Source organism: Polaribacter sp. (assembly GCF_049276715.1).
GTDB lineage: Bacteria > Bacteroidota > Bacteroidia > Flavobacteriales > Flavobacteriaceae > Polaribacter.
In genome coordinates, this window is the sequence record NZ_JBASWY010000052.1 from 107,139 (window position 1) to 122,063 (window position 14,925).

General features: G+C 30.2%; 15 protein-coding genes and 1 other RNA gene. 8 read left to right on the top strand and 8 right to left on the bottom strand.

The genetic code is table 11. The features are described from left to right. Nucleotides 1–122: 122 nt before the first annotated feature. From WAO74_RS13675 to WAO74_RS13705, 7 genes are all read left to right on the top strand, one after another. The gene (locus tag WAO74_RS13675) at nucleotides 123–779 is read left to right on the top strand and encodes a DUF4290 domain-containing protein (protein ID WP_422162818.1); all 657 of its coding nucleotides are present in this window, start codon (nucleotides 123–125) and stop codon (nucleotides 777–779) included. After that, nucleotides 780–2,087 carry a UDP-N-acetylglucosamine 1-carboxyvinyltransferase gene (gene murA, locus WAO74_RS13680; RefSeq protein WP_422162819.1) on the top strand — a complete coding sequence of 436 codons (1,308 nt, stop codon included), beginning with the start codon at nucleotides 780–782 and terminating at the stop codon, nucleotides 2,085–2,087. Nucleotides 2,088–2,161: 74 nt separating this feature from the next. Beyond that, nucleotides 2,162–2,707, top strand: coding sequence for an NUMOD4 domain-containing protein (locus tag WAO74_RS13685; RefSeq protein WP_422162820.1), 546 nt, complete (start codon nucleotides 2,162–2,164; stop codon nucleotides 2,705–2,707). A gap of 103 nt (nucleotides 2,708–2,810) precedes the next feature. Next, the gene (locus WAO74_RS13690; protein ID WP_422162821.1) at nucleotides 2,811–3,359 is read left to right on the top strand and encodes a nucleotide exchange factor GrpE; all 549 of its coding nucleotides are present in this window, start codon (nucleotides 2,811–2,813) and stop codon (nucleotides 3,357–3,359) included. 81 nt (nucleotides 3,360–3,440) lie between these two features. Further along, a complete protein-coding gene (dnaJ, locus tag WAO74_RS13695) occupies nucleotides 3,441–4,574 on the top strand; it encodes a molecular chaperone DnaJ (RefSeq protein WP_422162822.1) in 1,134 nt (377 codons plus the stop codon). A gap of 147 nt (nucleotides 4,575–4,721) precedes the next feature. Next, an RNA gene (gene rnpB, locus WAO74_RS13700) (RNase P RNA component class A) lies at nucleotides 4,722–5,041 on the top strand. 182 nt (nucleotides 5,042–5,223) lie between these two features. Then, nucleotides 5,224–7,494 carry an aconitate hydratase gene (locus tag WAO74_RS13705; RefSeq protein WP_422162823.1) on the top strand — a complete coding sequence of 757 codons (2,271 nt, stop codon included), beginning with the start codon at nucleotides 5,224–5,226 and terminating at the stop codon, nucleotides 7,492–7,494. 125 nt (nucleotides 7,495–7,619) lie between these two features. Here WAO74_RS13705 and WAO74_RS13710 read toward each other — a convergent pair whose 3' ends face one another. Together WAO74_RS13710 and WAO74_RS13715 are read right to left on the bottom strand one after the other, a co-directional pair. Further along, on the bottom strand, nucleotides 7,620–7,964 hold the full coding sequence (locus WAO74_RS13710) for a hypothetical protein (protein WP_422162824.1): 345 nt from the start codon (nucleotides 7,962–7,964) through the stop codon (nucleotides 7,620–7,622). Between the two features lie 153 nt (nucleotides 7,965–8,117). Beyond that, nucleotides 8,118–10,322 carry an endonuclease MutS2 gene (locus WAO74_RS13715; RefSeq protein ID WP_422162825.1) on the bottom strand — a complete coding sequence of 735 codons (2,205 nt, stop codon included), beginning with the start codon at nucleotides 10,320–10,322 and terminating at the stop codon, nucleotides 8,118–8,120. Between the two features lie 37 nt (nucleotides 10,323–10,359). Here WAO74_RS13715 and WAO74_RS13720 point away from each other — a divergent pair, with 37 nt between their 5' ends. After that, nucleotides 10,360–11,025, top strand: a complete 666-nt coding sequence (locus WAO74_RS13720; protein WP_422162826.1) for a uracil-DNA glycosylase — start codon at nucleotides 10,360–10,362, stop codon at nucleotides 11,023–11,025. Nucleotides 11,026–11,196: 171 nt separating this feature from the next. Here WAO74_RS13720 and WAO74_RS13725 read toward each other — a convergent pair whose 3' ends face one another. The 6 genes from WAO74_RS13725 to WAO74_RS13750 all read right to left on the bottom strand — a co-directional run. Beyond that, entirely contained in the window at nucleotides 11,197–11,337 is a 141-nt protein-coding gene (locus tag WAO74_RS13725) for a hypothetical protein (protein WP_422162827.1), read from the bottom strand. A gap of 18 nt (nucleotides 11,338–11,355) precedes the next feature. Beyond that, nucleotides 11,356–12,216 (bottom strand): substrate-binding domain-containing protein, encoded by an 861-nt coding sequence (locus WAO74_RS13730; RefSeq protein ID WP_422162828.1) that lies wholly within the window; start codon nucleotides 12,214–12,216, stop codon nucleotides 11,356–11,358. Between the two features lie 3 nt (nucleotides 12,217–12,219). Further along, complete coding sequence (locus tag WAO74_RS13735) at nucleotides 12,220–13,086, bottom strand: nucleoside phosphorylase (protein WP_422162829.1); 867 nt, start codon at nucleotides 13,084–13,086, stop codon at nucleotides 12,220–12,222. Next, nucleotides 13,086–14,030 (bottom strand): DUF1835 domain-containing protein, encoded by a 945-nt coding sequence (locus tag WAO74_RS13740; protein ID WP_422162830.1) that lies wholly within the window; start codon nucleotides 14,028–14,030, stop codon nucleotides 13,086–13,088. Before WAO74_RS13740 ends, WAO74_RS13735 begins: the two co-directional genes overlap by 1 nt. Nucleotides 14,031–14,081: 51 nt before the next feature. Further along, a complete protein-coding gene (locus tag WAO74_RS13745; RefSeq protein WP_422162831.1) occupies nucleotides 14,082–14,405 on the bottom strand; it encodes a translation initiation factor in 324 nt (107 codons plus the stop codon). Between the two features lie 139 nt (nucleotides 14,406–14,544). Continuing rightward, nucleotides 14,545–14,925, bottom strand: a 381-nt coding sequence (locus WAO74_RS13750; protein WP_422162832.1) for a 2OG-Fe(II) oxygenase family protein, incomplete at its 5' end; no start/stop codon positions are given.

The following is a 14,925-nucleotide window of genomic DNA, read 5'->3' on the forward strand; positions in this document are numbered from 1 at the left end:
AATAAATTCTTATTTTGCAACGTTAAATAACTACAAACAATAAGATGTTAGTTCGAGTGTTTTTCTTTTATGAAAATAAAAACAGAAAATGCGTATACAACACACTTCACAAAAATAAATAAATGACATTCGATTTAGAATATAATTCAGAAAGAACCTTGATGATAATTCCAGAATATGGCAGACATGTTCAGAAATTAATCATTCACTGTATGGCATTGCCTACAAAAGAAGAAAGAAATACAATGGCCTTGGCAATTGTAGATGTTATGGGTAATTTACAACCGCATTTAAGAGATGTTCCAGACTTTAAACATAAGTTATGGGATCAACTTTTTATCATGTCAGATTTTAAATTAGATGCAGATTCTCCTTATCCAGTTACTTCACGAGAGGAATTGCAAGAAAAACCAGAAAGTTTGCCTTATCCAAAAGCAGCCTCAAAATATCGTTATTATGGTAAAAATATTCAAACCATGATTAATGTAGCTTTAAGCTGGGAAGAAGGAGAAATGAAAGAAGCATTGGTTTTTACCATTGCAAACCACATGAAAAAATGTTATTTAAATTGGAATAAAGATACAGTAGATGATGCTGTAATTTTTAAACATTTGGTAGATTTATCTGATGGTAAAATAGACTTGCGTAATTCTGATGAAGATTTGTCTGAGAGTAAGAATCTATTAAAAAAACGAAATTCTCAAGGGCAAAATACGACCAAGAGTGCTCATAAAAAACAAAACAACAACAATAATAGAAATAGAAAAAGACAAAATTAAATGGCATCATTTAAAATTGAAGGTGGTCATAAATTAAATGGAACCATCACTCCTCAAGGAGCAAAAAATGAAGTTTTACAAATTCTTTGTGCAGTTTTATTAACTCCAGAAAAAGTAACGGTTACTAATGTTCCAGATATTATAGATGTTAATAAGTTAATTTTTATATTAGGGGAATTAGGGGTTAAAATAGAAAAATTAACAAGTAATTCTTACACTTTTCAGGCAGATCAAGTCAATCTAAACTATTTAGAATCTGAAGATTTTAAAAGAGATGGAGGTTCTCTGCGTGGATCTATTATGATTGTTGGTCCTCTTTTAGCCAGATTTGGAAAAGGTTATATTCCAAGGCCTGGAGGAGATAAAATTGGTCGTAGAAGATTAGATACCCATTTCGAAGGTTTTATAAGATTAGGGGCCAAATTTCGATACAATAAAGAAGAGCATTTTTATGGTGTAGAAGCAGATGAATTATTTGGTGCAGACATGTTATTAGATGAAGCTTCTGTAACAGGAACTGCAAATATTTTAATGGCATCAGTTCTTGCAACAGGCATAACAACAATTTACAACGCAGCTTGCGAACCTTATATTCAACAATTATGCAAAATGTTGAATTCTATGGGCGCAAAAATAACCGGAGTTGGTTCTAATCTTTTAACAATTCAAGGTGTAAAATCTTTAAAAGGATGTGAGCATAGAGTTTTACCAGACATGATAGAAATAGGTTCTTGGATTGGTGTTGCAGTTATGACACGATCAGAATTAACTATTAAGAATGTTAGCTGGGAAAACTTAGGACAAATACCAAATGTATTTAGAAAATTAGGAATTAATTTCGAAAAAAGGGGAGATGATATTTACATTCCAGAACAAGAATCTTATCAAATTCAAAATTATATAGATGGTTCTGTTTTAACAGTAGCAGATGCTCCTTGGCCTGGTTTTACTCCAGATTTATTAAGCATTGTTTTAGTTATTGCAACTCAAGCAAAAGGCACAGTTTTAATCCATCAAAAAATGTTCGAAAGCCGTTTATTTTTTGTTGATAAATTAATAGATATGGGTGCAAAAGTTATTCTTTGCGATCCACATAGAGCAACAGTAATAGGAATGAATTTCGAGAGTTCTTTAAAAGCAACCACAATGACTTCTCCAGATATTAGAGCAGGAATTTCATTGTTAATTGCAGCACTTTCTGCTAAAGGAACAAGTACAATTCACAATATTGAACAAATAGATAGAGGTTATGAAAATATAGAAGCTCGTTTAAAATCTATTGGTGCAAAAATTGAAAGAATAGATTAATAAAAATAAATCAAAAAAAAATTGAATTGAAGAAGAAAAAGTTTTGTTAATAATTTTAGTTAAACTTTTGAGAAATGATAAGAAACTTATGGAATGAAGAATGGAAAGATATTCGGTTTGATGATAAAATATCAAAAAACGAAAAATTTAAAATTTCTAACTATGGCAGAATTATAAATTGCACAAAAGAAAAAGAATTTTTAAAAAATAAAGCCTTTATTAACGGTTATGAAACAATTTCTTTAAAACAAGAGGTTAATAATAAATCTACGAGTAGATATGTTCATAAATTAGTTGCTGAACACTTTATAAAAAAAGAAAATTCCGAACAAATTTTTGTAATTCATTTAGATTATGATAAAAAAAATAACGTTTTAGGTAATTTAAAATGGGCAACAAAAAGAGAAAAAGAGTTGCATCAATTTAGTCATCCAGATTGGGATAACATAGTTAAAAATAGAAGCAAAAATATAGGCAAACTAACTCCAGGTAAAGTAAAGATCATTAAACGTCAGCTTAAAAATAATAGAACTAGAATTTCAATGATTGCCAAGCGTTTTGGTGTTTCAGATACCCAAATTCACAGAATAAAGTCTGGTGAAAATTGGTCACAGATATAGATAATTTTTTGATATTAATATTAAATAGTGTCAAATTGACACTATTTTTTTTGTTGGCAACATTTTTGCCCATAAGAACTTGATAATTTAACGTTACAAAGAAATGAGTAAAGAAGAAAATATAAAAGAAGAAGAAATAAATAATAAGCAAGAAACTTCTCAAGTAGAAGAAAGTCAAGAAGTTGAAGTTGAAGTTGTAAAAGAAGAACCTACAGTAGACGAAATAATTCAAGTAGAAAAAGATAAATTTTTACGTCTTTTTGCAGAGTTTGAAAACTATAAAAAAAGAACAACCAAAGAAAGAATTGAGTTATATAAAACAGCAAGCCAAGAATTAATGACATCTTTACTGCCAGTTGTAGACGATTTCGAACGCGCTCTGACACATATTGAAGAAGATGCAGAGGCCGAAGAATTAAGAAAAGGAGTACTTTTAATTTACAATAAGTTCTATAATACATTAGAGCAAAAAGGATTATCGAAAATAGAAACCAATGCAGGTGATGTTTTTGATGCAGAAATTCATGAAGCAATCACGCAAATTCCAGCTCCTTCAGAAGACTTAAAAGGAAAAATTATTGATTGTGTAGAGCAAGGATATAAGTTAGGAGAAAAAGTAATTCGTTACCCAAAAGTGGTAATAGGACAGTAATAAAGTAATCAGTCGTCAGTTGGCAGTAAACAGTGAAAAACTGACTGAATTCTGCATACTGAATATTGCAAACTATAAAAAATGGCAAAACAAGATTTTTACGAAATATTAGGCATCACAAAATCAGCTTCACAAGCAGAAATTAAAAAAGCCTACAGAAAAATGGCAATCAAATATCATCCAGATAAAAATCCAGATGATAAAACTGCTGAAGAAAACTTTAAAAAAGCAGCAGAGGCTTATGAAGTTTTGAGCGACGAAAATAAAAAAGCTAGATACGATCAATATGGTCATGCTGCTTTCGATGGTCCTCAAGGTGGAGGTGGTTTTGGTGGTGGAGGTATGAATATGGAAGACATATTTAGCCAATTTGGAGACATCTTTGGGGGTGGAGGATTTGGTGGCGGTTTTGGTGGTTTTGGTGGAGGTGGCTCTAGACAAGCCAGAGTAAAAGGAAGTAATATGCGAATTCGTGTAAAACTTACTTTAGAAGAAATTGCTAAAGGAGTTGAGAAAAAAGTAAAAGTTCGTAGAAAAGTCCAAGCTGATGGCGTAAAATATAAAACCTGTACAACTTGTAATGGTTCTGGTCAGCAGATGAGAATTCAAAATACAATTTTAGGTAGAATGCAAACTGCTACTACTTGTGGAACTTGTTCTGGAGCAGGTGAAATTATCAGCAGCAAACCTAATGGAGCAGATGAACAAGGTTTAATAGTAAAAGAAGAAACCGTTTCAATAAATATTCCTGCAGGTGTTACAGAGGGTGTTCAATTAAAAGTTGGTGGTAAAGGAAATGATGCACCAGGCAAAAATTCTATTTCTGGAGATTTATTAGTTTTGATAGAGGAAATACCTCATGATAAATTAAAAAGAGAAGGGACGAACATACACTATGATTTATACATTAATTTCTCTGAAGCAGTATTAGGAACTAGTAAAGAAGTAGAAACTGTTACAGGTAAAGTAAAAATTAAAATTGATGCAGGCACTCAATCAGGAAAAATTTTAAGATTAAAAGGTAAAGGATTACCAAGTATTGAAAGGTATGGTACAGGAGATTTTTTAATTCATACAAATGTTTGGACTCCTCAAGAATTGGATAAAGATCAAAGAGAGTTTTTTGAAAAAATGTTAGAAAATGAAAACTTTTCTCCAAATCCAAACACATCAGATAAATCCTTTTTTGAAAAAGTAAAAGATATGTTTTCTTAAAAATGTATTTTTTTATTTCGTAAAAAACATTTAAAGTGTTACTGATAAAATCAATAGCACTTTTTCTTTTTAGATTACCATTTTATCAATGAATTTTTAACTACGTGCGCTTTTTTATGAATTTAAAAAAGTTTAATTTTGAAACTTTTAGCAGGCTTATCTTATCGCTTTAATCTAAATTAGTTTAGAATAAAGAGGAAAGTCCGGACACCAAAGAGTATTCATAGCGGATAACATCCGTCCAACGTAAGTTGAGGACAAGTGCAACAGAAAGCAAGTACAGTTCGGCTGTAGTGAAACCAGGTAAACTCTATGAGGTGCAATGCCATGTAAATTAGAGCTTGAGAGCTACTCGCTCGATTCTAAAGGGTAGGCAGATAGATTTTAAGAGTAATCTTAAAACTAGATAAATGATAAGAACCTATACTACTTAGGAACAGAATTCGGCTTACAAGCCTGCTATTTTATTTTTTGATTACAGAATTCGCATAAAAAAAGATAAAAACTATTTTTTTATTGAATTAAAATCACTCTTTTTAAAAAAATAGCTTTTATTTATTCAATAATTATAGCAATCTATTATTTATCTTTCAAAATTGATTTTATTACTGTAGATTTGTTTTACAAAATTTTAAATTCAAAATTAGATATGGCTTTTGATATTGATATGATCAAACATGTTTATGCAAATATGGCAGAACGTGTAGATGCAGCTCGTAAAATTACAGGTAAACCACTTACTTTAGCAGAAAAGATTTTATATTCTCATTTATGGGAGGGAAAACCTACTAAAGAGTTAGTAAGGGGTAAAGATTATGTAGATTTTGCGCCTGACAGAATTGCTTGTCAAGATGCTACTGCACAAATGGCTTTATTGCAATTTATGCAAGCAGGAAAAGCTAAAGTTGCTGTCCCTACAACCGTTCATTGTGATCATTTAATTCAAGCTAAAGATGGTGCTGCAACTGATTTAAAACATGCAAATAGCACAAGTAGCGAAGTTTTTAATTTTTTAGAATCAGTATCTAATAAATATGGAATAGGTTTTTGGAAACCAGGAGCAGGAATTATTCATCAAGTAGTATTAGAAAATTACGCATTTCCTGGAGGAATGATGATTGGTACAGATTCTCATACAGTGAACGCAGGAGGTTTAGGCATGATAGCTATTGGTGTTGGAGGTGCAGATGCAGTAGATGTTATGGCTGGTATGGCTTGGGAATTGAAATTTCCAAAACTGATTGGAGTTAAATTAACAGGAAAACTTTCAGGCTGGACAGCTCCTAAAGATGTTATTTTAAAAGTAGCAGAAATTTTAACGGTAAAAGGTGGAACAGGAGCAGTTGTGGAATATTTCGGACCTGGAGCAACAGCAATGTCTTGTACAGGAAAAGGAACTATTTGCAATATGGGTGCAGAAATTGGAGCTACAACTTCAACTTTTGGTTATGATGAATCTATGGAACGTTATTTGCGTGCAACAGATAGAGCAGATATTGCTGATGCAGCAAATAAAGTAAAAGAATATTTAACTGCAGATGCTGAAGTATATACAAATCCAGAACAATATTTTGATCAGGTAATTGAAATTAATTTATCTGAATTAGGACCCTTATTAAATGGACCTTTCACACCTGATTTATCAACAACAGTAGGCTCTGCAATGACTGAAAAAGCAAATGCGAATGATTGGCCTTTAACTGTAGAATGGGGATTAATTGGTTCTTGTACAAATTCATCTTATGAAGACTTATCAAGAGCATCATCTATAGCACAACAAGCAATTGATAAAGGGTTAAAAATGAAAGCAGAGCTAGGAATTAATCCTGGATCTGAACAAGTTAGATATACTGCAGAAAGAGATGGAATTCTTGGAATTTTCGAAAAGCTAGATGCAAAGATATTTACAAATGCTTGTGGACCTTGTATTGGTCAATGGGCTAGATACTCAGATCCTAAAAACGCTCCTAAAAATAGTATTGTACATTCTTTTAATAGAAATTTTGCAAAAAGAGCAGATGGCAACCCAAATACACATGCCTTTGTTGCATCACCAGAAATTACAGCAGCAATTGCAATTGCAGGTCGTTTAGATTTTAATCCACTAACGGATTCTTTAATCAATGAAAATGGAGAAGAAGTTATGTTTGATGAACCAACAGGTTGGGAATTGCCTCCAAAAGGTTTTGAAGTAAAAGATAATGGTTATTTAGCGCCAAAAGAAGATGGAAGTAGTGTTGTTGTTTCTGTAAGTGACACCTCTGAAAGATTACAATTATTAACACCTTTTACACCTATTGGAAATAAAATAACTGGAGCTAAATTACTAATAAAAGCTTTTGGTAAATGTACTACAGACCACATTTCTATGGCTGGCCCTTGGTTACGTTTTAGAGGACATTTAGACAACATAGCAAATAATACTTTAATTGGTGCTGTGAACGCTTTTAATCAAAAAACTAATTTTGTTAAAAATCAATTAACTGGTGAATATAATGCTGTGCCTGCTGTGCAAAGAGAGTACAAAAAAGCAGGAATTAAAACAATAGTTGTTGGTGATCATAATTATGGTGAAGGTTCTTCTAGAGAGCATGCTGCAATGCAACCGAGATTTTTAGGCGTGGCTGCTGTTATTGTAAAATCTTTTGCAAGAATTCATGAAACAAATTTAAAGAAGCAGGGAATGTTAGGTTTAACGTTTGCTAATGAAGCTGATTATGATTTAATTCAAGAAAATGATACTTTCAACTTTTTAGATCTAGATAAATTCGCTCCAGGAAAACCACTTAAAATAGAGGTGGTTCATCTTGATGGTAGAAAAGATGAGTTTATTGCAAATCATACCTACAATCAATCTCAAATAGATTGGTATAATGAGGGTTCTGCATTAAACTTGATTAAAAAGCAAAATGCTAAATAAACATTTTAAGTTCTTAAATTAATAAAACTCCTGAAGAAATTCAGGAGTTTTTTATTACTAAAAATGCCCAATTTAATTTTTTTTTAAAAATTAAAATTGGGCACCAACTAACCAACCAGTTGTAATTATTGTACTTTTATTTTTACTGGAACTTTATAGATTTCCCCTATTTTTATTCCTTTTACATTAATTTTCTTATAGTTCAACTTATTCTTTACAAATGAACTAAACTCGTTTAATTTAGAATCTACAGTAATAACAACAACTTCATTTTCGTTATTAACCATAAATGAAATTTCTGCAGAACTTGTGCTTTTAAATTCTGTTGGAATTTTGTCTCCTAACATAGAAACAATTTCTGTTCTTAAATTTTTAGTAATTTTTGAAGGTTCAATGTCTGCAGCTGATACAGAAAAAGTGGTAGCTAAACTAATAGCAATAACAGTAATGATTGATTTTAAATTTCTCATAATAAGTGTTTTAAGTTAAATGAATACAACTAAAAGACGCCTAGATTTTAAAAACGTTTCAACAAAAAGCACACTTTAATATATTCTTAACAGTATTTAACTGAAATTGGGAAATTTTAAAAAGATTACTTATTTACAAAAAATAATGAAGACTTATTTTGATTTTTCTACAATCTCAATTTTTTCAAGCAAAGTTTTTGTAGTAAAAAAACCGTAATTTATAGTTACCTTTTTTTTATCAATTATATCAATAGTACCCACAGAATTAGAACCAATAATTCTTACTCTATCATTAATTTTAAAAACATAATTAGATTTTTCTGCACTAATTTTGGCCTCTTCAATCTTTTTATCTTTTCTAACTTCTACTACTTTTTCTAAAACCTCTTTTTCTACTTTTTCAATTACCTCTTGCATTTGCTTTTGAACAACTTTTGCCTTTTGCTTTTGAATTTTTGTTTTTGGTATTTCAGGGTTCTTTTTTAAATGTTTCACTTTTTCATCAACAACCCATTTATTAAAATTGGTAGTAAGTTCTTTTTTATTATTGGTTTGAAAGTACTTATTTAACAACTCATTAATTTTTCTACCCAAAGAAAGCATTTTTTGATTATTATCATACAACTCTTGGAAACCAGCTAGTTTTTCTTGAATTCGTTGTTCTTTTTCTTGAATATTATCTAAATGTTCTTGTCCTTTAGATTGTTGTTTTTCTAAATTATCAGAATTTTTTTGAAGTCTATTTCTCTCTTTTTGAAGTTTAGAAATGGTTTTATCTAAACGAACTTTTTCAGTTTCAACTCGTTTTTTAGCTTGATTAATAATACTAAAAGGAATTCCGTTTTTCTGAGCTACTTCAAATGTAAAAGAACTTCCTGCTTGCCCAATAAACAGCTTATAAGAAGGTTCTAAAGTACGTTCATCAAATTGCATATTTGCATTGGTAACATTTTCTAACTCGTTGGCTAATACTTTTAAGTTGGAGTAGTGGGTAGTAATAATTCCAAACGCTTTTTTGTTATAAAACTCTTCTAAAAAAATTTCAGCCAAAGCACCTCCTAATTCTGGGTCAGAACCTGTACCAAATTCATCAATTAAAAATAAAGTATTTTCATTACATCTCTTTAAAAAATTGCGCATATTCTTTAAGCGATAACTATAAGTACTTAATTGATTTTCAATAGATTGATTGTCTCCAATATCTGTTAAAAAAGCATCAAAAATATGGGTTTCACTGCGCTCATCAACAGGAATTAAAATGCCACTTTGTACCATAATTTGTAACAAACCAATGGTTTTTAAAGTGATACTTTTTCCACCAGCATTTGGTCCAGAGATAACAATAATTTGCTGTTTCTCGTTTAAATTGATGGTTTGTGCAACTGTTTCTATATTTTTTTCCTTGTTTTTTTTCCAAAGAATAGGATGATACGCATTTTTAAAATAAATCTTTTTCTCTTTGGATATTTTTGGAAGAATAGCATTAATTTCGAAAGCATATTTCGCTTTTGCACCCACAACATCTGTATGGATTAAAAATTGTAAATAATTTTCTAATAAATAAACTTGTGGACGAATTACTTCAGCTAGAGTTTTTAAAATTTTTACAACTTCCTGCTTTTCTTCGTAAACCAAATTCTGGTACTCTCTTGCATACGCCAAGGTTGCTTGAGGAGCAATATATACAATATTTCCAGACTTAGAAGAACCTAATAAACTTCCAGCTACTTTTCTTCTGTGCATTGCCAAAACAGCCAAAACTCGCTGGTTGTCTACAACTGTTTCTTTAATATCATCTAAATAACCAGAAGCAATTGCTTTCGATAAAGCACTAGAAAAACTTGCACCAATTTTACCTCTAATATGATTTATATCTTTTCTAATCTGTTTTAGGGCAGAAGAAGCATTATTTTTTACCTCACCAGAAATTTCTATTATTTTCTTAATTTCATCGTCTATAAAAGTGGTGAATTCTATTTTTTGTGATAGCTCAAAAAAAGTTGGAAACTGAACTTCGAATTTTTTGAAAAACTTAATTAACTCATTTACAGTAAGAGAAGTCGTTGCAATTTTTAAAAATGCATCTGTTTCTAAAAAACTATTTTCAATTGCTAATCTTTTAATACTTTGAGAAATATTGTCAAAACCATGGTTCGGAACTCTGTTTTCACTTTCGAAAGAAGATAGATATTCGTTAACCAAATTTAATTCTTTAAATAAGGTTTTTTTATGTTCTATAGGCAGAATTTCTTTTACATTTTCCTTACCTAAACCAGAAATGCAAAAAGTTGATATGTGCTCTAAAACCTTAGAAAACTCTAAATCTTGTAACGTTTTTTCTGATATGTTTTTACTCAAAATAGTATCTTTGAAAGAGTTGCAAAAATAAGAAACAATGGAAGTAAATATTGCTGATCCTTGGAAAAATATTTTAGAAAATGAATTTAAGAAAGACTATTTTAAAGATTTAACAGAATTTGTAAAAGCAGAATATAAAAATAATGAATGTTTTCCTAAAGGGAAAGACATTTTTGCGGCTTTTGATTTTTGTGCTTTTGATGATTTAAAAGTGGTTATTATTGGTCAAGATCCTTATCATGGTCCAAATCAGGCAAATGGTTTGTGTTTTTCTGTGAAGGATGGAATTCCTCATCCACCATCATTAATCAATATTTTTAAAGAAATTTCCACGGATTTAAAACAAGAATATCCACAAAGTGGTAATTTAGAAAAATGGGCAAAACAAGGTGTGTTATTATTAAACGCAACTTTAACTGTGAGAGCTCATGAGGCTGGAAGTCATCAAAAGAAAGGTTGGGAAACTTTTACAGATGAAGTGATCAAACAAATATCTAACGAAAAAGAAAACATAGTATTTTTACTTTGGGGAGGTTTTGCTAAGAAAAAAAAGAAATTAATTGATAGTAAAAAACATCATATTTTAGAATCTGGACATCCATCACCCTTAAGTGCTAACAGAGGTTATTGGTTTGGTAATCAGCATTTTTCTAAAACAAACGAGTTTTTAAAATCTATTTGTAAAAAAGAAATTAATTGGTAATTTTTGTTTGATAAAAGGTATTAAAAATCCTAGCCCTGATTGAAGCAATTGTTTGAGCTCTTTTTGAGGTACGAAAAAAAGCGAGTGCGAAAAGCAGGAAATAGCTTCTAATAAAAAAATCCACTTAAAAGCGGATTCATTGAATTTGAAAATTAAGAAACAAGTAGGTTTTTATAATAAATCAGCTTGTTGCAAAGTTGTTTGATTTGTTGTTGCATTGTCTGCTAATCCACAAGAAGAACCTGTGCTTCTACAAGACGAAAAACATATTATTCCTAAAATACAAACTACAATAAATACTGCTTTTTTCATTGATTCTATTTTTACGGTTTAAATGTACATATTTTTTATGAATTCTTCCGAATTTTTCCTCTTTTCAAGAACGTTGAACTTTACCATTTTATTTTGAATGCGGGTAATTAAATTTTTTGTCATCGGTTTTCCAGCATTCCATTCTGTTATTTTAAGCCATTTTTGAATGTCTTCTAACTGTTGCTCATATCTTTTAGCTAAAGTTTTATCAATAGCATCAATTTCTTTAAAGTCTTTAGTTTCTTCATTAATAATGTCTAAAACTTTTTTAACTTCCTCAAAATTATTTTCTAAAACTTCATTTCTAACAGCAACTACAAAACAAGGCCAAGGAGTAGGAATATTACCAACTCTTTTAAATATTCCATTATCAACTAAAGGTTTTGTAGTAAAATGTTCCCACATAAAATAATCTGCTTCTCCATTGGTTAGTGCATCAATTCCTCCTTGTAAATTACCAATCACTTTAAATTTTAACTTGCTAACATCCCAACCTTGGTTGTAAGCATTTACAATTGCCATTAAATGTGAGCCAGAACCAAATCTGCTAATTGCAATTGTAGCGTTTTCTAAATCTTCAATTTTTTTGAAAGATGATTTTGCACCAACGTGAATTCCCCAAATTAAAGGAGTTTTTACAAAGGTTTGTACAATTTTAGACGGATTTCCATCAGCAATATCTTTGATAATTCCCTCTGTTAAAACAATTGCAATATCTACAGAACCATTTCTTAATGCTTTGCACATTTGACCTGTTCCACCAGGATAATCTTGCCAACGTAAATTAATATGATGTTTGTTGTATTCTTTATTTTTTAGAGTAATGTACCAAGGGTAATTAAAATGCTCTGGAACACCACCAATTTTTAAATCGGTCATTTATTATACTAATTTCTCTAGTGTATATTCGATTAAATTTGCAATAACTTTACTTGGGTTTTTACTAAAAGTACCATTTGCTCTATTGGCTATAATTGCATTAATTGAGCAAGCGTTATGACCTAATAATTTAGATAAACCATAAATAGCAGAAGTTTCCATTTCTAAATTTGTAATTCTATGTTCTTTAAAAATAAAGCTATCTATTTTATGATTTAATTCTGGATCTTGAATTGCTAATCTTAGAACTCTTCCTTGAGGCCCATAAAAACCTCCAGCAGTTGCTGTTATACCTGTAAATGTTTTTGCCGATGTTAATTTGTTTTCTAACTCTTTAGAGTTTTCTATGATTAATGGAAATGCTTTTTTAGAACTCCAATTTGTATGAGCAACAAAAGCATTTTCTAACTCTGGATTTGTAATATCATCAATTTGATAGGAGTGAAGCAACCCATTTAAATCTAACCCATGAGAACTAATAACAAAAGAATCTACAGGAATATCTTCTTGCAAAGAACCAGAAGTACCAATTCTTACAATATTTAGTTTTGTTAATTGTTTCTTAGTCGCTCTCGTTTTTAAATCAATATTTACTAAAGCATCTAATTCGTTTAAAACAATGTCTATATTATCTGGTCCAATTCCTGTTGAAATAATCGTAAATCGCTTTTTTTTATAAGTGCCTGTTGTGGTTTTAAATTCGCGTTTTTGAGTAGTGAATTCAATTAAATCGAAATATTTAGAGATTTTATCTACTCTATCTTGGTCGCCAACAAAAATTATATTATTTGCAATATTTTCTGGTCTTAAATTTAAATGATAAACACTACCATCTTTGTTTAAGATAAGTTCGGATTCTTTTAAAGGCATTAAGTTGTTATTTGTAATATTTTATTCGAAGAGTTGTTATATAAAAAACTATATTTTTTTGCACCTCCTAAATAAATTTTTTCAGAACGTAAATCGCCATAAAAATTAGATTGATTTTCTAGTGCCTTTTTACCTTTTCTAGATAATTTAACAGGATTAAAAGAGGTAAAAGCTTTTTGCATTCTCTCTAAATAATTAAAATATTGGATGTCTCCAAAACCATAAATTCCTTGTTCCTTTAATAATTTTCGAACTAAGGCATCTTTAGAATTTAGATCGTATTTATTTGCAGTCTGAATAATTATGTTTTCTACTTTATCCAGGCCATTTTCTATAGAAGGAAATCTTTTTAAATGAGCCTCTAATGCATTATGCAAATGTTTAAAAGGTGACATAGGATTAAATTTATGAACCGTTTCTAAACGCAAAGGACTTTCTGAGCAATACAATTGCCAGATGTAGTCTGCATATTCAATGTCATCTTGAGATAATGCTATTCTATTTTTAAAGTGTTCTTGAATTTGATTTTCTGAGAGTTCAGAAATTCCTTTAAGTTTTTGAGATTCAATAATTTTACCACTGTTAATTAATGAAATTTGACGTCCTTTTCTGTAACGTTTTAACCAACTTATCACAGCAATCATATTTATTTGACAAAATAAGTCATAGTCGAACCATAAAACAATTTCATCGTTCGATTTTTTACTACAAAGAGTTCTGTATTCTTTTAAAGTAAAGTCTATAAACTTCTCTTTACTAACATTATATGAGGTTTTTAAATAATCGAATCTGGTTTTCCAAAATTTTTCACTACCAACATCCGTAGTTGTTTTACCTTCACAGAGCATTTCTCTCCATGTTATAAAATCTCCAGTAAAATTTAATCTTTTTAGATATTCTGTAGTAATATCACCATTAGTAATGTGTAAAATTGATTTTCCCATAATTAATTAAAAACGAATATCGTGCTGTTTTATTGTTTTTTGTAGATAATTTTATCCACCAACTCTTTTTACATTAAATCCTTTATCTTTTAACATAGCCATTATTTTATCTCTGTAATCTCCTTGAATAATTATTTTATCGTCTTTAAAACTTCCGCCAACAGATAATTTAGTTTTAATTTCTTTGGCAAGAATTTTAAAGTCTTCTGTGGCACCTGTGTAACCTTCAAGTATTGTAATTGGTTTTCCTTTTCTTTTTTCGTATTTACATAGAATTGGATCGTTTTGCAACCAAATGTTCGATTTTTCAATCTCAGGTTCAACAATCTCTTTGTGTTCTGGAAATAAGTTTTTTAGTTGATCTTTTAAATCCATGGGCCCATCCTAACCTTCCCAAAGGGAAGGAACACTCTTACGAATGCAATTTTTAATTTAGTTTTAATCTTATTTGTTTTCAAAACAATAATTCTGTATTTCTTAAATTAAGAGTTGTAGTTTCTCCCTTTTGGGGAGATTAAGAGGGGCGTAATCCCAACTCTTTTAATCTTTCATCTAAAAATTCTCCTGCTGTAATGTCATTAAATTGTTTAGGGTTTTTTTCATCGATACAATTTTCTAAAACATCTAATTTCATATCAGAAATAGGGTGCATAAAAAACGGAATTGAATAGCGAGAAGTTCCCCATAATTCTTTTGGCGGATTTACAACTCTATGAATCGTTGATTTCAATTTGTTATTACTATGTCTAGAGAGCATATCACCAACATTAATCATTAATTCATCTGGCTCAGCCATGGCATCAATCCATTCTCCTTTATGGTTTTGAACCTGTAAACCTTTACCTTGAGCACCCATTAAGAGCGTTATCAAATTTATATCTCCATGAGCAGCAGC